This is a genomic window from Acinetobacter sp. D009, assembly GCF_038562025.1.
Classification (GTDB): Bacteria; Pseudomonadota; Gammaproteobacteria; order Pseudomonadales; family Moraxellaceae; genus Acinetobacter; species Acinetobacter pittii.
Window position 1 is genome coordinate 2,765,157 of sequence record NZ_CP151886.1, and the last position, 19,711, is coordinate 2,784,867.

Consider the following 19,711-nt stretch of genomic DNA (forward strand, 5'->3'; position numbering starts at 1 on the left):
TTTATTCACCTTAATTATCAAAAAGTTATTTTTAGAAAAACTACTTAAAAATAAGAAATATTAATTTATCTTTTCATTTTTATTGATCTATTATTGTGCAATATTAGCTACATTTTAGGTCAATTAAAAACCCGATAAATTCGTTAAAATCCATTGACCTTACTTAGGTTTTTCTTCATTATCGCATCGTTTTAACCAAGCTATTTGCCCACTATGAATTCATCTATTTCTCTCATACGCGAGATTGATGCGTTATTACCACAGACTCAGTGTGGTTTATGTGGACATCGTGATGGATGTCTACCCTACGCAAAGTCGATTGCTGAAGGTGAAGAAGCAAATAAATGTGTTCCAGGTGGTCAGCCTGTAGCCGATGCACTCGCAAATCTATTAAATCGTCCTGTGTTAACCGCTGAAACTAGCGTATGGCCTGTACAGGCCGATGGTCGTCCCCAGCGAATGAAAGCAATTATTCGGGAAGATGAATGTATTGGTTGCACCAAATGTATTAGTGCTTGCCCTGTAGATGCTATTATTGGAAGTGGTAAGCTCATGCATACCATCTTGACTGACTTATGTACAGGTTGTGAGTTATGTATTCCACCTTGTCCGGTAGATTGCATTGATTTGGTCGAAGACACGCAAGTATTACCAAATGAGCAACAGCGTATCGCTGAACAAAATGATTTAAGACAACGTTATTACGCTCACATTCAGCGCGAAGAAAAACGTCGTACTCACCGTAAAGGACCTGTAGTACGCGCTGAAATTGATACCCAACTGTTTGCCCAGTTCTCTCAGGCACTTGATGAAGTACCTTCAATCGAGCTCATCGAGAAACCCAAAGAAGTTGTGTCAACTGATGCAAAAACTACAATTGAGTTAGCGAAAATTCGTACGCAAATTAAAAAGTTGGAAAAACAGCTCAGTGTACGTGAAGATACTAAAAAACGTCTTCAACTTGAAGAACTTCAACAGCAACTCATGCAATTACAGGAGGTCTGAATGGCCGTCAAGAATATGACGAAAAAGCAGATTCAAATTTTCTTTGAACGCCTTCGCGAACAACGACCTTCACCTCAAACCGAGTTAAAATATTCATCTCCATTTGAGCTACTTATTGCAGTTATGTTGTCAGCTCAAGCGACCGATGTAAGTGTTAATAAAGCAACTGATAAACTCTACCCTGTGGCGAATACAGCCGAGAAAATCTATAACTTGGGCGTAGATGGGTTAAAGGAATATATCAAGACAATTGGTCTCTATAACGCAAAAGCCGAAAATGTCATCAAGACCTGTAAGATTTTAATGGAACAATTTAACGGCGAAGTTCCAAGCAACAGAAAAGATTTAGAAGCTTTACCGGGTGTCGGGCGTAAAACAGCTAACGTGGTTTTAAATACGGCTTTCGGACAACCCACCATGGCTGTCGATACTCATATTTTCCGAGTAGGAAATCGAACTGGTTTAGCAGTAGGTAAAAATGTTCTTGAGGTTGAGCACCGCTTAATTAAGGTCATTCCTAAAGAATTTATTTTAGATTCACATCATTGGCTCATATTACACGGTCGTTATTGTTGTATCGCCCGTAAACCGAAATGTGCAGAATGTGTTGTTGCAGATGTCTGTAACTGGCCTGATCGCTTTGAATTTGGCGCACAAAAGCAAATTGCCATTAAAAATATTGAAGCTTAAAAATATGGTTGGGTATAGGGATCATACCCAATCAAACTTACTTTAGTCGCTTTTTTTCATTACGCTCTTCTTTTGCTTGTTTTTGAACCTGTCTTAGCATTTTGTAGCTTTGAAAAGCCAAAAATATTACTAGTGCCAGACTCAGCAATACCACCAAAATCAATATGATTTTCATATTGTTCTCCTGCACCTAATGAAAGAAATGAGCCCTCACAAAGAGGGCTCATTATCACAAACAATATTAAATTATTTGTCTAAGATGTTGAACAAATCTTTTTGTACATCTTCAATTGTACGCAAGCCATCAAGCTTGTCATAAGTTGGAGCATTTTCACCAGAAGCAGCACGGCCTTGGTAGAAACCAACCAGTTGCTCTGTTTCAGTGTGATAAGACGCTAAACGCTTACGGATTGTTTCTTCTTGGTCATCTGGACGTTGAACAAGATCTTCACCAGTTTCATCATCTTTACCTTCCACTTTAGGTGGATTGTATACAGTGTGATAAACACGGCCAGAAGCTGGATGCTGACGACGACCAGAAAGACGTTTTACGATTTCTTCATCAGGAACATCAATTTCAATCACGTGATCGATGCTAATCCCTTCTTTTTCCAAAGCTTCAGCTTGTGGAATAGTACGTGGGAAACCATCGAAAATGCAGCCATTTGCACAGTCAGGTTGAGCAATACGTTCTTTTACTAAACCGATAATAAGTTCATCTGAAACCAAACCACCAGATTCCATTACACTTTTGGCTTTTAGACCTAATTCAGTACCTTCACGAATCGCAGCACGGAGCATATCACCGGTTGAAATTTGTGGGACATTGTAGCGCTTACAGATCAACTGAGCCTGAGTCCCTTTGCCTGCTCCAGGTGGTCCGAGTAAAATAATGCGCATAAAAAACATCCTCATTTAAAACAATGAATATGAAGTCCGGCAGAAAAAGTCTCGTTAATCTTCAATAGATCCTGCCTGACATCGAATTATAAGAAAGCCACAAACAAATGTATTGTACCAGCAATAAATCCGGTTACCCCACCTAGTACAATAAGAATCCACTCATCCTCCTGAAATGCAGGACGTAATAAATTCTGAAATTCTTTTGGTGTTAGTTCACGAATACGCTCTTTAAACATTTGAAAAATCTTCTGTGCCCGGCTTGCGTTCAGTGCTGGGTCACATACGGGTCCCATCGTAATTTCAATTGAACGATCAATCAAGTCCGTCTTTAATCTTGCGTACTCTCTTGGCCCTAAAGAAAGCTGTAAAGAGGTGCGAACTAACGGGGTTTCCATGATTTCGTTAATATGACGCTTAACAATGCGGCGCGTTTTATCTTTACGCGGCCCATACATCATTTCGGTCATAATCGATTTTAACGTGATCAAATCTTCTGTGACTACGCTCGAAAACACATCAGATACTTCCTCTTGACGCTTCATAAAAGCGCCTTGGACATTATAGGTCCCAATTCGAAGAACTGGTACAATCCATGGAAACTTACGATCTCTTGTTAATCTAAAAATCTGTGGATAACGAATATAATGCGGCTCAATTGGGTTAAATACCATCCAGATTGCGATCCAGTTAGTTAAAAAGCCCCAAATTGCAGCCCAAAATGGTACTGTCCAGTGCCATGGTACTACAAACCAAACCACCATTTGGAAAATACCAAAGAACATGCCAATCAGTGCACTAATATGCCAAATAAAGTTAATTTCTTTTTGACCCACCTTTAAGAACATACGTACCATTAAACGGCGATCACCTTCCATCTGGCTCACGACCATTTCACGCATGTTAACCAGTGACTCTACATTCATGGTCAGCTCAGTCACTAATTCTTTTAGCACACCCGGCAATTGCTTATGTGCTTGAGCATAAATACGGCGTTTAATTGAATAAGGTAGATTTTCCCAAAGCACAGCATTACGATCGATCATGACTTCATCAATAAGATGTTCAAGTTCAAAACCGACTTGTTCACCAATAATACGGGCCATATCTTCAGGATCCATTGCTTCTAAAAATTCACGCAATGAACCCAATTTAGATAAAGTGTTATCGGTAATAATCCCAGAGATACGTCCTGCTTTACGTGGCACGATACCTTGCCAACCTACTGGCAATGGTCCTAAATGGAATCCCCAAAATTTAATTGGGTAAAATACCATTTTTAAAGCCATCCACACATGTGCCCATGTGACAAAAGCCGTTACGGGAATAATACTCAAAACGGCCCAAAAATCAGGTCTGTGTAAAAAGGTCTGCCACAATCCACTGACGTACTCTAACATGTAAGACTCTCGTATTTATTTGTGCTCTGCTTATGGCGAGTTAACGATAAACTGCTTTGTTTTATAAACCAAAACTTAGAGAATAAGAAAATTGAATTTGTGGTTTAGTATCTGCAGCAACATTTCCGTTCTGGTCAGTTAATTTTTCAGCCGCACCGATACCCACACTAAAAGTGCTAATTCTTTCTGAATTTAACCACACATAGGCCAAATCAACACCCGCACCTAAACGGGATTTAAAATCACCATCGACCTCTTTACTGTCAAGATGACCAGCATAGAAACCGATATAGTAACCATTTTTGTCTGTGCCAGTAAGATAATAAGGATATCGGAAGCCAACTTGACCACCAGCGGTTTTGTCACCATTCAAAAATGCACCGGCTTTCGCATAGGCAATACCATACGGATTTACCCACTCACCGTTAAGATGTAATAATTTTTGAGTAACACCTGCACCCACATTCCAGGTAGATGCATTATGTCCTGCTAATTTTGCTTCCGGAAGAAACGAATAGTCTTGAGCATGGGCCCAACTACTTACTGTCAAAACTGCAAGTAAGGGATAAATTTTTCTCATTATTTTCTCCATTTTCCCTAATCGTATGGTGAGAACAACCCTATTCTATTGAATGAGAGACTTTAACAGAATTATTTTGCTTCTTATATACAAGTATCTACAATTTTGTTGTCTGCAAAGTCAAAAAGTATCTTATTAAAATGCAATGAAACTTTGAAAATTATGCAATATTTTAAGTGCTCTTGCGTTAGAATAAGCAGCTATTTTTCTACCCTATGTCATTAAGTCGATCCTTATGAAACAGCACTTTCCTTTAAAAGATATCCAGCAAGAAAAGCGCATTTATCGAGGTCGTATCTTTTTTGCCGTAGGGATCGTGACCATCTGCTTATTAGTCTTAATTAGCCGATACGCTTATCTACAAATTTTTCACTACGACGAATTCTCGACTGCATCCGACAAAAACCGAATTCGCTTGCAGCCGCTTCCGCCTGCTCGTGGCTATATCTATGACAGAAACGGTGTATTACTAGCAGATAACTATCCTGTTTTTACAGCAACTTTAAGTAAAACAGATGTAGAAGATGTTGATAGTGTCATTGAGCAATTACAACCTATTTTAGATTTAACACAAGAAGATATTGACCGTTTTAAAAGCCGTATAAAAACTGCCCGTAAAACTGAACGCGTCGCGATTAAACTTAATCTAACTGAAGCCAATATTGCTAAATTTAGTGAAGCCAAATATAAGTTTCCAGGTGTAAGAATCGAGACACAAATGACTCGCTATTATCCACACGGTGAGTTATTTGCTCATGTGATTGGCTATGTCGGGCGTATCAACGATAAAGAATTAAAAAGTATTGATAAAGACTTATATGCTGGGACCAACCTAATTGGAAAAATTGGTGTTGAGAAAAGCTATGAAGACCTATTGCACGGAACACCCGGTTATGAATCTGTTGAAGCAGATGCACATAGTAATGTATTACGTCATTTAGGTCGTAAAGACCCTACTCGCGGTAACGACCTCTATTTATCTTTAGATTACGGTTTACAGGTAGTTGCATCTCAGCAGCTCGCAGGTCGTCGTGGAGCTATTGTCGCTATTGATCCTCGTACAGGTGAAATTCTAGCTTTAGTGTCTAGTCCAAGTTTTAACCCTAATTTGTTTGTGACAGGCATTAGTCATACTGACTACAGTTCACTACGTGACAATTTAGACCAACCTCTTTATAACCGTGCTGTGCAGGGTGTATATCCCCCTGGTTCTACCATTAAACCAATGGAAGCAATGGGTGGTTTACACTACAGTATTGTAGACTGGTCAACAGCAATTTCTGATCCTGGTTATTTCCATCTACCTGGTGATTCACATAAGTTCCGTGACTGGAAGAAATCTGGTCATGGCATCGTGAATATGCATAAAGCGATTGTGCAATCCTGTGATACCTATTTTTATATTCTTGCCCATCAAATGGGTATTGATCAAATGAACCAATGGATGCGCCAATTTGGATTTGGTCAAAAAACAGGTGTCGATTTACCAAGTGAAAGTGAAGGCCTTTATCCAAGTCCTGAATGGAAATTGCGTACGCGTAAAGCGAAATGGATGAAGGGCGAAACTATTTCTGTCAGTATTGGTCAAGGCGCGTTTACAGCCACTCCATTACAGCTTGCGATGGCAACAGCAATTACGGCAAATCATGGTTCTCATGTAACGCCTCATGTTTTACGCGCAACGCATGGTGCAAAACCATTTACAGTACGTAATGCGCCTGATGGCAAAATCAAATTCAACGGCACGGATGAAGACTGGATTCAAATGCGTGATGCCATGATTGATGTAATTCAATCAGGTACTGGCCGCGGTATTCGTACTCCCCTCTACCAAATTGCAGGGAAAACAGGTACAGCACAGGTTAAGAGTATTGCACAGGGTAAACGCTATAACGAAGCAGCCTTGAGTGAACGTCAACTTGACCATGGTTTATTCGTTGGGTTTGCCCCTGCTGAAAAACCTGAAATTGCGATTGCAGTCATTTGGGAAAATGGTCGTCATGGTGGTTCAGCTGCTCAACTTGCAAGACCTGTCTTTGATTACTGGCTATTAACTCGTAAGAAAAACCCGATTCGTCCAGCAAATCACCAAGTCAATGGCGGGTTAATGACAGCAGGTATTAAACCAGGTGAACTTCCAAGCGGCGGTGAAAGTTCTGGTCCAGCATCGGCTACAGCTACCACAAACAAACCAGCAGCATCAACACCGCAAGCTGCTCCTGCTCGTCCTGCTACCAATGAGGCCGATGAATAATGAAAAATCAATTACGTATAATTGGCGGCGAATGGAAAAGACGAGTACTGCCTTTCGCTAGCATTGATGGCTTACGCCCAACCCCAGATAGAGTACGCGAAACTCTATTTAACTGGCTCATGTGGGATATTCAAAATGCTCAAGTTCTCGACATCTGTACAGGCTCTGGTGCATTAGGTTTTGAGGCTCTGTCACGTGGTGCTGCATCTGTTTATATGATTGAACCCGATAAAACTCAGGTACGATTTTTAAAAGATAATATTGAACTATTAAAAGCCCAAAACTGTCATCTAATTAATACAACGGCTCAACAAGCCCTACCCCGCTTAAAAGAACAGTTCGATGTGGTTTTTTTAGATCCACCTTATAGTCTTGATTTATGGCAAGAACTCTCGAACTTGGCCGAGCCTCATATTAAAAAAAATGGATATATTTATGTTGAAGCTGACCGAGATTTATCCCAGCTTCATCTTCCAGCAACATGGCAACAAGTTAAAACCACTAAAGCGGGTACAGTTCACGCGGGGCTTTACCAGAAAGTAAACGAATAAAAAAGGTAGCTTAAAGCTACCTTTTTCTTTGCAAAGTTTTAGTTAGCTTAAACCAATCACTGCAACAACTGCTGCACAGGCGCCAACAATTTTTTTGCCATATGGCACATATCGAGTAAGCACAGCACCCAACACCAATCCCCCCAAATAGATGAGCGCCATACCAGCAACCATACCAGTTACTAATGCAACAATATGCCCCGCATGTGCTAACTCAACACCATGAGCCATACCATGGAAGCTTGCAAGTAATGCCGCGGCAATTGGTAAAACTTTATTGGATTTTGTCCATAGGGCAATTGCTGTAATAACTAAAGAAGCAACAATGCCGTATTCAGCCATATTAACTGGTACCAAACCTTGAGCACCTACTAAAAAGCCTATAATTAAGGTAATACTTAAGGCAATAACTCCAGCAATTTTCCACTGTTTAGCAGCTGACCACAACAAGACACCAAAACCTAAAGCCATCACTAAATGGTCTAACCCAGTAAAGGGATGAATAAAGCCCGCCATAAAACCAGAATGTGCATGGTCATGTCCCGGATGAGCCATTGCAAGTGCTGGCAATAATGAAAGGAGCACTACACTCCATTTTTTCATGAAGTCCATAATCTCTCCTTAAGCTTTAAACAGCCCTTGTTTCTCAATAAATTGGATAATTTCTTCAAGACCATCTTGTGTTTTCATGTTTGAAAATAAGAATGGCTTTTCTCCGCGCATGCGTTTCGCATCTTGGTCCATTACATCAAGGTTTGCACCTACCATTGGCGCAAGGTCAGTTTTATTAATAATGAGTAAATCTGACTTGGTAATGCCCGGCCCACCTTTACGAGGAATTTTTTCACCACCAGCCACATCAATCACATATAGAGTTAAATCAGAAAGTTCAGGGCTAAAAGTTGCAGCTAAATTATCACCACCACTTTCAATGATAATAAGTTCTAAGCCTTCGAATTTTTCACACAAATCATCAATTGCAGCCAAGTTAATTGAAGCATCTTCACGAATAGCTGTATGCGGGCAACCACCAGTTTCCACCCCCACAATACGATCTGGTGACATCGCCTCATTACGGGTTAAGAAGTTTGAATCTTCTTTGGTGTAAATATCGTTTGTCACCACAGCCATATTGTATTTATTACGCAAGGCTAAACATAAATTAAGTGTAAGTGCTGTTTTACCCGAACCCACTGGTCCGCCAATTCCAACTCGTAATGGACTACGTTCTGTCATGATTTTTATCCTTTTTTCCTAAACTTAAGATCTGAATAACCGTGAATATTGTGTTTCATGTTTCATGCTCAGCATGGCATAGCGCGGTAAAGCACTGCTCAATTGTTCATCTTTGAGTTTCAAAGCTTTCTCTACCGCTTGTGGTACCAAACCATGCAAGTGCCATAAAATTCTTTGCCCAGCCATCTGTCCTAAAGGAACAGTTTTTACTGCAGCTAAAACCTGATTTTCTAAAACAGTGAAGGTATAAGCCGTAAGTACATCCATCTCGTTGAGTTCGAGTCGGCCACAAAGCTGTGCATAGACTGGTACGAAACCAAACTGCTTTTTAACCTCAACTGTTTTTTTTAAAACATCTTTAATCCACGCATTTAAAGAAAATGCCAGCTGTTGAGATTCTGCCAAAAGTTCTTTACTTTCTCGGCTTGCCTTATACAAATTTGCCCAAACCAGAAACTGTTCTGAGTCATCATGATGCTGCATGAGACGCTTTAATACGGGCAACTCAAACCGTACTAACAGCATTTCAAGAACTTCTTCAAAGTAAGCAATTGCTGAGGTTTCGTCATGTATTAGGCCAATATCAATCGCCGTTTCCACCCCTTGTGAATAACAATACGCCCCAACTGGCAATGCCGTAGAAGACAGTGTCAGCAGTTGCAGTAATTGCGCGGCACTATGAATGGACATGATGTAAAGCTTTGATTGGGCTTAAACGATGATCATGACTATGCTGCGCATAAGCACCACTTTCAGGTTCAAACGGATGATCAGTTTCTGAAACTGTAAGTCCTAAACCTTCTACCATTTCTGCAAGCACATGATCAGGCTCAAAATACAAAGCTGTAGGGGTCAACATTAACGGTACATGTCTATTACCTAAGTGATAGGCAGCTTTAAGTAAATCAAAATCGGTTTGAGCAGTGACTTGCATTAATCGCTCAGGCTTGGCATCAACACGTAATACATCGCCCTCTTGCGTTGCAATATATGAACCACTACGCAAAATGCCAGTACGCGGTAAATCAGCACCAATATCGACGCCACTCGCTAAAGCCGCTCGGAACCGTGATTTTTGACGAGTATCAAAAGTCAGTTCAACCGTTTCAAATGCCTGATCAGGAGAAATACCTTCAAGTCGTTGTGTGTAAATTTTCATTTAGCTTTTCTCTCCTTATTTATTTCTTTCATATCTAGAGTAATGAGACATATCATCTCTATAAAATTCATCAAAATAAGAAATAACGCTGTGCCATGGGTAATACGTCTGCAGGTTCACACGTTAATAATTCACCATCAGCCCGCACCTCATAAGTTTCAGGATGAACATGCATGACTGGACAATATGTGTTGTGCTTCATATCGGCTTTGGTAATTGAACGAGTGTTTTTACATGGACTAATTAACTTTTTAAGATTTAGTTTCTCAGCAACTTTTTCATCAATTGCGATTTGAGATAAAAAGGTTATACAGGTGTTATGCACACCACGCGGATAAGCACCAAACATTGGGCGATAATGCACGGGTTGAGGTGTCGGAATGGAAGCATTAATGTCACCCATCGGTGCCGCTGCAATCATGCCACCTTTAATAATCATGGAAGGTTTTACACCAAAAAACGCAGGCTTCCATAACACTAAATCAGCAAGTTTTCCGACCTCAATCGAACCGATTTCATGGCTTAGACCATGGGTAATGGCTGGGTTAATTGTATATTTAGCAATGTAGCGTTTAACGCGATTGTTATCATGAAACTCATTATCACCCTCAAGCGGGCCACGTTGAATTTTCATCTTATGAGCAGTTTGCCAAGTACGTAAAATCACTTCGCCCACGCGCCCCATCGCCTGAGAGTCAGATGACATCATGGCAATTGCGCCTAAATCTTGCAAAATATCTTCGGCAGCAATGGTTTCACGGCGAATACGGCTTTCAGCAAATGCAATATCCTCAGCAATTGCCGGATCTAAATGATGGCAAACCATGAGCATGTCTAAATGCTCATCAATGGTATTAATCGTATAAGGACGTGTTGGATTAGTTGAAGACGGCAAGACATTACTTTGTCCAATTGCCTTTAAAATGTCGGGTGCATGTCCACCACCAGCGCCTTCGGTATGGTATGTATGAATCGTGCGATCTTTAAATGCAGCTAGAGTTTCTTCTAAAAACCCACCTTCATTTAAAGTATCTGTGTGAATCGCGACCTGCACATCAAACTCATCTGCCACACTCAAACAGTTATCGATGGCTGCCGGTGTTGAGCCCCAGTCTTCATGTAGTTTTAACCCAATTACCCCAGCTTTAATTTGCTCTCGAATTGGGTCTGGCAAACTCAAATTACCTTTGCCTAACAGTCCAATGTTCATAGGCAAATCATCAATCGCCTGCAACATAGTCGCAATATGCCAAGGTCCTGGAGTCACTGTCGTTGCCGAAGTACCTGCCGCAGGTCCTGTTCCGCCACCCACCATTGTTGTTGTACCCGACATAAGTGCAGTTTCAACTTGCTGTGGGCAAATCCAGTGAATGTGAGTATCAATACCACCTGCCGTTAAAATTTGCCCTTCACCCGCAATCACTTCTGTTGCAGCACCTAAAGGAATGGTAATGTCAGGTTGAATATCAGGATTTCCTGCTTTCCCTATTTTCCAAATTCGACCATTTTTTAAGCCAACATCAGCTTTTACAATCCCCCACCAGTCCACAATCAAAGCATTGGTAATCACTGTGTCAGCAACTTCATCAGCTAAAAGTTGAGATTGCCCCATTCCATCACGAATGACTTTGCCTCCGCCAAACTTAACTTCTTCACCATAAGTTGTTAAATCTTGCTCAACCTCAATAAAAAGCTCTGTATCAGCCAAGCGAATACGATCACCAACCGTTGGACCAAACATTTCAGCATATGCACGACGTGACATTTTCATACGATTAGTTCCTTATTTTTCTGATGGCAAAGCATAATATTTTGTCATCGGGATAAACCGGATTCCCCATTTTTCAGCAGCATCACCACTTACAATAAAACCAAATTTTTCATAGATATCTTGAGCATAAAAACTTGAATTTACCGTAATTTTTTCAACATCTATATTTTCATTTTTAATTTTTTCTTCTATGAAATCCCAAAGCTGTCGCCCTAGACCTAGTTTCAAATGTGTTTTTTTAATAAAAAAATGCATTAAATGTGAGGGTTCCATATAAGCGACTATACCCACGATCTGTTGATCAATCTCTCCAACAAAATAATGAATATCTTCTCGATCAAAAATTGTTTGTATAACTTCTGGTTTAAAGCGTGAGCGCCCTTCGTCATTTGCAATCACTTGATCTACATATGGAGCGATTATGGCAACGATAGTATCTGTGTCATCTTTCGTTGCTTTTCTAATCAACATTTTCATCCAAACGTCCCATGACACGACCTGCAAAACCATATACTTCTCGCTTCCCCGCTAAAGCAACAAGCTCTACTTCTCGACTTTGTCCCGGTTCAAAACGTATTGCCGTGCCTGCAGCGATATTTAATCGAAAGCCTTTCGCTGTTTCACGGTCAAACTGTAATGCATCATTTGCTTCATAAAAATGAAAATGAGAACCCACCTGAATAGGTCGATCGCCAATATTAGCAACTACAATTTTTAAAGTTTGTCGCCCAATATTCAGCTCAATGTCTGCATCTGGAGTAATGATTTCACCGGGGATCATAAGCGTTCCTTTTATACGATTGGCTGATGAACAGTGACTAACTTCGAGCCATCAGGAAAAGTTGCTTCGACCTGAACCTCAGCAATCATTTCTGGCACACCATCCATCACATCTTCGCGCTTTAATAAAGTTGTTCCGTAATGCATCAAGTCACTCACCGTCATACCATCCCTCGCCCCTTCAAGCAAAGCAGCAGAAATAAAAGCGATAGCTTCCGGATAATTTAGCTTTAAGCCGCGAGCTTTACGGCGCTCAGCGACTAGCCCTGCGGTAAAAATAAGTAATTTATCTTTTTCTGTTGGATTGAGTTCCATATCTCTTTCCTAAATAGCATCTAACTTTCTTTAAGCAAAATACGTGCTCAAAAGCAGCATACTTGTTTTAATCGTTTTTTAAATACGCAATTTAACGTAACTTAGGTTCTCCAGATTCTTGGGAATTCTTCATCTAAATCAAACCAATAACGTCTTAATCTTGCTCTTATTGCCGCAAATGCATCATGGCAATGTCGGACATCATTTCCTAGAAAACGGGCCGAAACCACATCATCCAATAATGTTAATGTGACAGGTGCCTGCATACGCATCATCAATTCACGAATAAGTTCTAACTGCTGTTCTAAATAAAAAGCTGAGCGATACTTTTCGGGAGCGGCTGCCCAAAAGCTTCCCATTACGGCTTGATTATTCATACCCAAACATGAACTCAGCCAACGATCTTCTCCCTCAAAATACAATGTATCTGCAACCAATAACTTATGTTCTCGCCACAATTTAAACTGGTTATGATAACTCCCTTGAATAAAGCGCTCCGCACGTGCCTGTCGCCCAAGTACCAACATATCCCAGCCAATAAAACTCGCAGCATGATCAAGATGAATATGAGTTTCAGAGTGTGCTAGAGCTCCGTCAAACAGCATCGTTTCTTGTGGAACCCACTCCAAAATAGACTGATCTCGGACATGAAGATGAATATGCTGAAAAGCTTGCTTTCCATTGGTTTTGTACCATTTTCCCGCACCAGGAGTCGTTACAACTGCATGAGCTTGATCTTTGGTTTCAATTTGAAAAGTAAGATGGTCTCCTCCTGCAATTCCTGCGGGAGGATGTACAATAATCGCATGACATACACCTGTTTTTTCAGGCCAGAGCATTTTTTGCACCCTTACAGGGCCATGGTGCTTTCTATGACTCATTATGGTGCGTGAATTTTCAAAACAAAATCCGAGCTCTAATCGCGCATACCAAAATGGTGCTAAAGAGTTTTTTAAAAACGTTTGTACCTGATTCATTCTGGTTCATATGTTCAAAATAAGTGCTTAAAGTTATAAGCAAAATACGCACCAAAAATAAAAATAAGCAAAATGATAAAATTAGATACAATTTTTTGATTTTAATGAGTTAAAAAACAATCAATGTCTAACATAAAACCACAGTAACTCATGGAATTATTTATACAATAGCGCCCACCGTTGCTTCCATACTTGCTCTCCATGAAACTTTTTTTCGTGTTAACGCCACTTGTCTTTTTAACTGGGTGTATTTTTGGCCAATCTAGTGAGGTCAAACGTGCAGAAAAAATTCTCCATAATTTTGAATGTAAAAATGTTGAGACAAGTCAGATTGCAACAAGCTCAATTAATTCTTACTACCAACAGTCTTTAGCCGTAAGCAAAGAAAAGGCGACTTCATATGTAGAGAGCTATAAAAATGGTGAAGAATTATTCGACATGCCGCTCGATGAAGTTTTAAAGCAACAATATCAACTTTATAAATCAGCTTGTGATTCTTTAGGTGGAGTTTCTTCTCAACCTTAATATATAAAGGTATTCACTTAATTTTTTAGTGGATACCTTTTTTTAATTTTATATCACTCTTTTTGATTAATTTTTACTCACTTTACCTTTTGTTAAAATTAAGTTACATACTTAAACTTTTATTAGGCTCTTATATTTCATAGCCTGTTTACTTGTTTTTTATTTATTTTCCGAGGTTTAGATCATCATGAAAAAAACATTATTATCAGTAGCACTCTTAAGTATCCTTCTTGCCGCTTGTAGCAAAAATGAAAATAAAGCCGACACGACAACTCAAGCATCTGCTCCAGCGCAAACTACTGAAGCGAATAATAATGCTGTAGATACCGCGCACACAGCTGAAAACTCACTCGATTGGGACGGCACATATAAAGGCACTCTCCCATGCGCAGACTGTGAAGGTATTAAAACCGAATTAGAACTTAAAGATGATAAAACCTACGAGCTGACCGAAACTTATCTTGGTAAAGGTGATACAAACCCATTTGAAACCCATGGTACCTTTACTTTCGACAAAGATAATACTTCAATTATTACGTTAGATGATAAAGGTCAAAACCGTAAGTTCTTTATCGGTGAAAACACTGCAACTGCTTTAGATATGGAAGGTAAAAAAGTTGAAGGCTCTTTAGCTGAACACTATGTTTTGAAAAAATAATTTTTAATAATTAAAAAACCCGCTCATTTGAGCGGGTTTTTTTATGAATCAATTCTTAGTGAGCTGCGAATTGGTTCATTGTGTTTTTAGCATCGTCATGTGCTTTAAGAGCGTTGTCACCAGAGAAGATTTCTTTGTGATCATCACCGATGTCAGAACCCGCCATTGCTTGGTGTTTAACACAAGCGATACCGCCGCGGATTTCTTTACGTTGTACGCCAGCAACATAAGCCAACATACCTTCAGAACCGAAGTAACCTTGTGCAAGCTCATGAGTAGAAAGAGCAGCAGTGTGGTAAGTCGGAAGTGTGATCAAGTGATGGAACACACCCGCTTCACGAGAAGCATCTGCTTGGAAAGTACGGATTTTATCATCAGCATCAGCAGCTAATTCAGTATTGTCATATTCAGCACTCATTAATTTAGCGCGGTCATATGCAGAAACGTCTTTACCTTCAGCAACCCAACGGTCGTAAGCTTGTTGACGGAAGTTTAAAGTCCAGTTGAATGATGGGCTGTTGTTATAAACAAGCTTAGCATTTGGAACAACTTCTTTAACACGGTTAACCATGTGTGCGATTTCTTCTACGTTTGGAGTCGCAGTTTCGATCCAAAGAAGGTCAGCACCATTTTGTAAGCTAGACACACAGTCAAGTACAACACGGTCAATTTGAGTGTCAGCACGGAACTGATATAAGCCAGAAGGTAAACGCTTAGGACGGTGTAATTTACCATCACGCTTGATTAAGATTTCATCTTCTTGAGCATCAGCAATGTCAATTTCTTGAGTATCTAAGTAGCTGATGTATTGAGAAGCGATGTCACCTGGCTCTTTAACCACTGGGATTTTTTGAGTCAAGTCAGCGCCTTCAGAGTCAGTACGCGCAACAATGATACCTTCTTCAAGACCCATTTCTAAGAATGCATAACGTAATGCATGGATCTTAGCGATGAAGTCTTCGTGTGGAACAGTTACTTTACCAGCTTGGTGACCACATTGTTTAGCATCAGATACTTGGTTTTCGATTTGAAGCGCACAAGCACCAGCTTCGATCATTTTCTTAGCAAGTAAGTAAGTTGCTTCTTCGTTACCGAAACCAGCATCGATGTCCGCAATAATTGGTACAACATGAGTTTCAAAGTTATCGATTTGAGCTGTGATTTCAGCTGCTTTAGCAGTATCACCAGCTTCTTGTGCTTTTTTAAGCGCACGGAATAAATCGTTTAATTCTTTTGCGTCAGCTTGACGTAAGAAAGTATAGATTTCTTCGATCAATGCAGGAACAGAAGTTTTTTCGTGCATAGATTGGTCAGGAAGTGGACCAAATTCAGAACGAAGAGCAGCAACCATCCAACCAGAAAGGTAGATATAACGTTTGCTTGTAGTACCGAAATATTTTTTGTTCGCAATCATTTTTTGTTGTGCGATGAAACCATGCCAACAACCTAATGATTGAGTGTATTTGCTTGAGTCAGCATCGTATTCAGCCATATCACGACGCATAATCGCAGCTGTATACTTAGCAATATCTAAACCAGTTTTGAAACGGTTTTGAAGTTGCATACGAGCAGCATCTTCTGGGCTAATGTCTGCCCAAGTATTGCCGAATTTTGCTTTTAATTGACGTACTGCATCAATCGCTGTTTGATATGTAGTCATGATATTGTCCTGTATTCATTTTAGGATTTCATCGATTGAAGCCTAGAGTCACGTTACTTAAATTTCTTATGACACCAGCTGCTTCCTCATGAACACAGCTTAGACTTAGCCAATCAATTAATCCAATATCCTTTGTTAATCTTCAGTATTTATTTAAAAAATATACCAATAAATCGATATTATAGATAAAACCAAAAACTTTAACACTTTGTTTATAAAAATAAAATTATCCTAAAGGAGTATAGAGTTTTATTCTAAAAACTCACTAAGTCTTATTTTTATACAATTTTTGGAGATTTTCCACTCATTTTTAAATCTAAAAGTCAATTGTAAATTAGGCTATTTTTGCCAATGCAAAAAGTCAATTGATATGCTAGAAATTAAGAAGTTATTCATAAATATATTCTATTTAGATTTCTTTCATTCAAAACTGAGCAAAGACAGTAAAAACGTGCCTTTGAAACGTCTTTCCACCCTACTTAATTCCTACAAAAAATGTCGCTTTTCTCATCATTTTTTCACACAATGATTATTAAATATGGCATAATTTGAAACAATTTCAGGGTTTTATTTTCGGTATTTTTTTTATGAATCTGGAGCGAGTAGATCTTAATCTATTAATATATCTTGATGTACTTCTTCGTGAAAAAAATGTTACGCGCGCAGCCGAACAGCTTGGGGTAACTCAGCCTGCAATGAGTAATATTTTACGTCGCTTACGTAATTTATTTAATGATCCGCTTCTTATCCGTTCCTCCGAAGGGATGACCCCGACAGAACGTGCACTTGAATTACAACCTCGTATTCGAGATGCCCTTTCTGATCTCTCCATGATTTTGGAACCCCGTACCGAATTCCGCCCTTATACAAGTAATCGCGTTTTCCGCATTATGACATCTGACTATGCCGAGGCAACTTTAGTCCCTCGTCTTGTCAAAGCTCTACGCTCTGAAGCTCCAAATGTTGTACTCGACTTTCTTACACCAAGCGATGTGTCTTATAGAGACATGGAACAAGGTAAAGTTGATCTTGCGATTAATAGATTTAATGAAATACCGCAAAGTTTCCACCAAGTGTTAGTTTGGCGTGATAGTTTCAGCTGTATTCTTAATGACAAACACCCTGCTGTAACCCATTTGAATCTCAAAAGTTATCTAGATGCGCAACATATCTGGGTTTCTAAAACGGGTATGGGTGTAGGTTTTGGTGTAAATCCAGACAAACAAGGCGGTTTAGGCTGGATCGATCAGGCATTAGAACGTATTGGTCAACGTCGTAAAATTTCTGTATTTACTCGTCACTACCAAATGCCAGCATTACTTGCTCAAAATGTTGATTTGATTGCCACCCTTCCAACTCGAATGGCACGCCTACAAACTCAAAATCCAAAACTGGTTATAAAAGATCCTCCTTTTTATATTCCAGAATTTGAACTTAAGATGGCTTGGTGCCCGTTATTACATCATCATCCAGCTCATCGCTGGTTGCGCCAACTTATTTTATTTGTTGCTCGTCAAATGATTGAAGAAGAAAATCGTGAATTTCTAACCAACAATTCACAATTTTCTCACTATTAAATAAATTTTAATTTAATTGTCGATTTTAGACATTATCTTCAAGCGCTGAGCAATCAATCTGATTACCTCAGCGCTTTTTTGTGTTAAAACATAGTCATAATAATGATGAACCTCGGGTGATTTGTGAGTCTCTTTCAAAATATCATTATCATCGTACTGCTCATCATCGCAGCAGGCTTTTTATCTTTAACTGAAATTGCATTGGCTGGTGCCAGAAAAGTAAAGTTAAAAATTTTAGCCGAAGCTGGCGAAGAACGTGCCCAACAAGTACTTGATCTACAAGAACAATCTGCCGATTTTTTTGCAGCTTCTCAAATTGGCCTAAATGCAGTTGCAATTTTAGGCGGTATTTTGGGTGAAGCTGCTTTTCGTCCCTTTTTTGTCACTTTAGTTGACCGCTTTTATGAAGGTCCATGGACACAAACTATCGGTTTTGCCCTCTCCTTCACTTTAGTAACTTCTCTATTTATTTTATTTGCCGATCTTATGCCAAAGCGCTTGGCAATGATTGCACCTGAAAAAATTGCAATTAGCGTTATTAACCCGATTCAAGTTTTTATTAAGGTGTGTAAACCCTTAGCTTGGGGAATTAATGCTATTGCGAATCTGTTATTTCGCTTGTTTAAAGTCAATACAACACGCGAAGATAACATTACTTTTGATGATATTTCAGCGGTCATGGATGCAGGCGCTCAAGCTGGCGTACTTCAAAAACAAGAACACCACTTTATTGAGAATGTTTTTGAACTAGAAGAACGTACCGTACCTTCAAGCATGACGACACGCGAGAACGTCGTTTATTTCACCTTAAACGAACATGAAGATAGTATTCGTCAAAAATTAGCAGAATATCCTTACTCAAAATTTTTAGTGTGTAATGAAAATATTGATCAGGTTATTGGTTATGTTGATGCTAAAGATTTCTTAGTACGTATTTTAAATAATCAATCACCAACTCAATTAAATGAGTCTACCATTCGTACTGTACTCATGATTCCCGACACCCTCACACTCTCTGAACTACTTGACCGTTTTCGTTCTACAAAAGAAAAATTTGCTGTCGTTATCAATGAATATGCACTCGTTGTCGGAGTGATTACATTAAGCGATATTATGATTACAGTTATGGGTGATTGGGTTACTCCTATTGAAGAAGAACAGCAAATCATTAAACGTGATAATAACTCATGGTTAATTGATGGCAGCACACCAATTGATGACCTAAGACATGCTCTTGAAATTGATGAAATGCCTGATGAAGAAAACTATGAGACGCTCGCAGGTTTCATGATGTACCGTCTACGCAAAATTCCACGTCCAGCAGATTTTGTGGAATTTGGTGGATATAAATTTGAAGTTGTCGATGTCGACCATTTTAAAATTGACCAACTTCTTGTAACTCGAATTTTAGAACAAACCGAAACACACTCATCAATTGATGAAAACTAATCGTTATTAATTTAAATGCCCCACAATTTAGCTGGGGTATTTTTTTAAAACTAAATAACTTTTTTAAATATATGTAATAATTATTTTAGATTCATTTATTCAATTTGCTCTTTTAATCTAAAAGTATTATTATTTTATTTAACAACTCTATTAAAGCTTAAATACTGAAAATTAATAAAATAATCTATATCTCTTAACTGCCTATAAAGTGATTAAGCCCCATT

The 19,711-nt window shown here is 39.2% G+C and carries 22 protein-coding genes; 8 read left to right on the forward strand and 14 right to left on the reverse strand.

Going from position 1 to position 19,711, the window contains the following annotated elements; all coding sequences use genetic code 11:
* The first annotated feature begins 213 nt into the window (after positions 1-213).
* A complete protein-coding gene (locus AAC388_RS13215) occupies positions 214-1,005 on the forward strand; it encodes an RnfABCDGE type electron transport complex subunit B (protein WP_130118709.1) in 792 nt (263 codons plus the stop codon).
* Entirely contained in the window at positions 1,006-1,695 is a 690-nt protein-coding gene (nth, locus tag AAC388_RS13220) for an endonuclease III (RefSeq protein WP_002117539.1), read from the forward strand.
* 37 nt (positions 1,696-1,732) lie between these two features.
* Here nth and AAC388_RS13225 read toward each other — a convergent pair whose 3' ends face one another.
* The 4 genes from AAC388_RS13225 to AAC388_RS13240 form a co-directional block, all read right to left on the reverse strand.
* On the reverse strand, positions 1,733-1,870 hold the full coding sequence (locus tag AAC388_RS13225; protein ID WP_002117672.1) for a hypothetical protein: 138 nt from the start codon (positions 1,868-1,870) through the stop codon (positions 1,733-1,735).
* Between the two features lie 71 nt (positions 1,871-1,941).
* Positions 1,942-2,595: an adenylate kinase gene (gene adk / locus AAC388_RS13230; protein ID WP_002117671.1), complete on the reverse strand. Its 654-nt coding sequence runs from the start codon at positions 2,593-2,595 to the stop codon at positions 1,942-1,944.
* Positions 2,596-2,681: 86 nt separating this feature from the next.
* A complete protein-coding gene (locus AAC388_RS13235; protein ID WP_262448298.1) occupies positions 2,682-3,995 on the reverse strand; it encodes a hypothetical protein in 1,314 nt (437 codons plus the stop codon).
* 61 nt (positions 3,996-4,056) lie between these two features.
* Entirely contained in the window at positions 4,057-4,575 is a 519-nt protein-coding gene (locus AAC388_RS13240; protein ID WP_002117557.1) for a hypothetical protein, read from the reverse strand.
* Positions 4,576-4,810: 235 nt separating this feature from the next.
* Between AAC388_RS13240 and mrdA the strand changes: the two genes are divergently transcribed.
* Entirely contained in the window at positions 4,811-6,829 is a 2,019-nt protein-coding gene (mrdA, locus tag AAC388_RS13245) for a penicillin-binding protein 2 (RefSeq protein ID WP_342370779.1), read from the forward strand.
* Positions 6,829-7,380 (forward strand): 16S rRNA (guanine(966)-N(2))-methyltransferase RsmD, encoded by a 552-nt coding sequence (rsmD, locus tag AAC388_RS13250; protein WP_342370780.1) that lies wholly within the window; start codon positions 6,829-6,831, stop codon positions 7,378-7,380. The genes mrdA and rsmD overlap by 1 nt, the downstream gene beginning before the upstream one ends.
* Before the next feature lie 42 nt (positions 7,381-7,422).
* Here rsmD and AAC388_RS13255 read toward each other — a convergent pair whose 3' ends face one another.
* The 9 genes from AAC388_RS13255 to AAC388_RS13295 all read right to left on the reverse strand — a co-directional run bounded on the left by AAC388_RS13255 (position 7,423) and on the right by AAC388_RS13295 (position 13,618).
* Entirely contained in the window at positions 7,423-7,992 is a 570-nt protein-coding gene (locus AAC388_RS13255) for a HupE/UreJ family protein (protein ID WP_078220361.1), read from the reverse strand.
* A gap of 9 nt (positions 7,993-8,001) precedes the next feature.
* A complete protein-coding gene (ureG, locus tag AAC388_RS13260) occupies positions 8,002-8,616 on the reverse strand; it encodes an urease accessory protein UreG (RefSeq protein ID WP_002117800.1) in 615 nt (204 codons plus the stop codon).
* Positions 8,617-8,640: 24 nt separating this feature from the next.
* Complete coding sequence (locus AAC388_RS13265; RefSeq protein WP_014206086.1) at positions 8,641-9,306, reverse strand: urease accessory UreF family protein; 666 nt, start codon at positions 9,304-9,306, stop codon at positions 8,641-8,643.
* Positions 9,293-9,775, reverse strand: coding sequence for an urease accessory protein UreE (ureE, locus tag AAC388_RS13270; protein WP_342370781.1), 483 nt, complete (start codon positions 9,773-9,775; stop codon positions 9,293-9,295). The genes AAC388_RS13265 and ureE overlap by 14 nt, the downstream gene beginning before the upstream one ends.
* Before the next feature lie 70 nt (positions 9,776-9,845).
* Complete coding sequence (gene ureC / locus AAC388_RS13275; RefSeq protein WP_336939551.1) at positions 9,846-11,546, reverse strand: urease subunit alpha; 1,701 nt, start codon at positions 11,544-11,546, stop codon at positions 9,846-9,848.
* 12 nt (positions 11,547-11,558) lie between these two features.
* Positions 11,559-12,017 carry a GNAT family N-acetyltransferase gene (locus tag AAC388_RS13280; RefSeq protein WP_081033634.1) on the reverse strand — a complete coding sequence of 153 codons (459 nt, stop codon included), beginning with the start codon at positions 12,015-12,017 and terminating at the stop codon, positions 11,559-11,561.
* Positions 12,007-12,327, reverse strand: a complete 321-nt coding sequence (locus tag AAC388_RS13285) for an urease subunit beta (protein WP_119685402.1) — start codon at positions 12,325-12,327, stop codon at positions 12,007-12,009. The genes AAC388_RS13280 and AAC388_RS13285 overlap by 11 nt, the downstream gene beginning before the upstream one ends.
* A gap of 11 nt (positions 12,328-12,338) precedes the next feature.
* Positions 12,339-12,641: an urease subunit gamma gene (gene ureA, locus AAC388_RS13290; protein WP_002117495.1), complete on the reverse strand. Its 303-nt coding sequence runs from the start codon at positions 12,639-12,641 to the stop codon at positions 12,339-12,341.
* A 101-nt stretch (positions 12,642-12,742) separates the two neighbouring features.
* Positions 12,743-13,618, reverse strand: coding sequence for an urease accessory protein UreD (locus AAC388_RS13295; protein ID WP_342370782.1), 876 nt, complete (start codon positions 13,616-13,618; stop codon positions 12,743-12,745).
* 201 nt (positions 13,619-13,819) lie between these two features.
* Here AAC388_RS13295 and AAC388_RS13300 point away from each other — a divergent pair, with 201 nt between their 5' ends.
* Both AAC388_RS13300 and AAC388_RS13305 read left to right on the forward strand, forming a co-directional pair.
* A complete protein-coding gene (locus tag AAC388_RS13300; protein ID WP_005070594.1) occupies positions 13,820-14,143 on the forward strand; it encodes a hypothetical protein in 324 nt (107 codons plus the stop codon).
* A 187-nt stretch (positions 14,144-14,330) separates the two neighbouring features.
* Positions 14,331-14,801, forward strand: coding sequence for a copper resistance protein NlpE N-terminal domain-containing protein (locus tag AAC388_RS13305; RefSeq protein ID WP_002117559.1), 471 nt, complete (start codon positions 14,331-14,333; stop codon positions 14,799-14,801).
* 55 nt (positions 14,802-14,856) lie between these two features.
* On the opposite strand, the gene AAC388_RS13310 is transcribed toward AAC388_RS13305, so the two are convergent.
* Positions 14,857-16,461, reverse strand: coding sequence for an isocitrate lyase (locus AAC388_RS13310; protein ID WP_002117581.1), 1,605 nt, complete (start codon positions 16,459-16,461; stop codon positions 14,857-14,859).
* 587 nt (positions 16,462-17,048) lie between these two features.
* Between AAC388_RS13310 and AAC388_RS13315 the strand changes: the two genes are divergently transcribed.
* Both AAC388_RS13315 and AAC388_RS13320 read left to right on the forward strand, forming a co-directional pair.
* Positions 17,049-18,038: a LysR family transcriptional regulator gene (locus AAC388_RS13315; RefSeq protein WP_004703082.1), complete on the forward strand. Its 990-nt coding sequence runs from the start codon at positions 17,049-17,051 to the stop codon at positions 18,036-18,038.
* A 123-nt stretch (positions 18,039-18,161) separates the two neighbouring features.
* Positions 18,162-19,487, forward strand: a complete 1,326-nt coding sequence (locus AAC388_RS13320; RefSeq protein WP_002117726.1) for a hemolysin family protein — start codon at positions 18,162-18,164, stop codon at positions 19,485-19,487.
* Positions 19,488-19,711: the final 224 nt, after the last annotated feature.

Coding starts and splice junctions, on each gene's coding strand:
- ureA (WP_002117495.1), bottom strand. CDS start 12,641: ATGGAACTCAATCCAACAGAAAAAGATAAATTACTTATTTTTACCGCA.
- AAC388_RS13300 (WP_005070594.1), top strand. CDS start 13,820: ATGAAACTTTTTTTCGTGTTAACGCCACTTGTCTTTTTAACTGGGTGT.
- AAC388_RS13225 (WP_002117672.1), bottom strand. CDS start 1,870: ATGAAAATCATATTGATTTTGGTGGTATTGCTGAGTCTGGCACTAGTA.
- AAC388_RS13305 (WP_002117559.1), top strand. CDS start 14,331: ATGAAAAAAACATTATTATCAGTAGCACTCTTAAGTATCCTTCTTGCC.
- mrdA (WP_342370779.1), top strand. CDS start 4,811: ATGAAACAGCACTTTCCTTTAAAAGATATCCAGCAAGAAAAGCGCATT.
- AAC388_RS13315 (WP_004703082.1), top strand. CDS start 17,049: ATGAATCTGGAGCGAGTAGATCTTAATCTATTAATATATCTTGATGTA.
- rsmD (WP_342370780.1), top strand. CDS start 6,829: ATGAAAAATCAATTACGTATAATTGGCGGCGAATGGAAAAGACGAGTA.
- adk (WP_002117671.1), bottom strand. CDS start 2,595: ATGCGCATTATTTTACTCGGACCACCTGGAGCAGGCAAAGGGACTCAG.
- AAC388_RS13255 (WP_078220361.1), bottom strand. CDS start 7,992: ATGGACTTCATGAAAAAATGGAGTGTAGTGCTCCTTTCATTATTGCCA.
- ureE (WP_342370781.1), bottom strand. CDS start 9,775: ATGAAAATTTACACACAACGACTTGAAGGTATTTCTCCTGATCAGGCA.
- ureG (WP_002117800.1), bottom strand. CDS start 8,616: ATGACAGAACGTAGTCCATTACGAGTTGGAATTGGCGGACCAGTGGGT.
- AAC388_RS13280 (WP_081033634.1), bottom strand. CDS start 12,017: ATGTTGATTAGAAAAGCAACGAAAGATGACACAGATACTATCGTTGCC.
- AAC388_RS13295 (WP_342370782.1), bottom strand. CDS start 13,618: ATGAATCAGGTACAAACGTTTTTAAAAAACTCTTTAGCACCATTTTGG.
- AAC388_RS13285 (WP_119685402.1), bottom strand. CDS start 12,327: ATGATCCCCGGTGAAATCATTACTCCAGATGCAGACATTGAGCTGAAT.
- ureC (WP_336939551.1), bottom strand. CDS start 11,546: ATGAAAATGTCACGTCGTGCATATGCTGAAATGTTTGGTCCAACGGTT.
- AAC388_RS13265 (WP_014206086.1), bottom strand. CDS start 9,306: ATGTCCATTCATAGTGCCGCGCAATTACTGCAACTGCTGACACTGTCT.
- AAC388_RS13235 (WP_262448298.1), bottom strand. CDS start 3,995: ATGTTAGAGTACGTCAGTGGATTGTGGCAGACCTTTTTACACAGACCT.
- AAC388_RS13240 (WP_002117557.1), bottom strand. CDS start 4,575: ATGAGAAAAATTTATCCCTTACTTGCAGTTTTGACAGTAAGTAGTTGG.
- AAC388_RS13215 (WP_130118709.1), top strand. CDS start 214: ATGAATTCATCTATTTCTCTCATACGCGAGATTGATGCGTTATTACCA.
- nth (WP_002117539.1), top strand. CDS start 1,006: ATGGCCGTCAAGAATATGACGAAAAAGCAGATTCAAATTTTCTTTGAA.
- AAC388_RS13310 (WP_002117581.1), bottom strand. CDS start 16,461: ATGACTACATATCAAACAGCGATTGATGCAGTACGTCAATTAAAAGCA.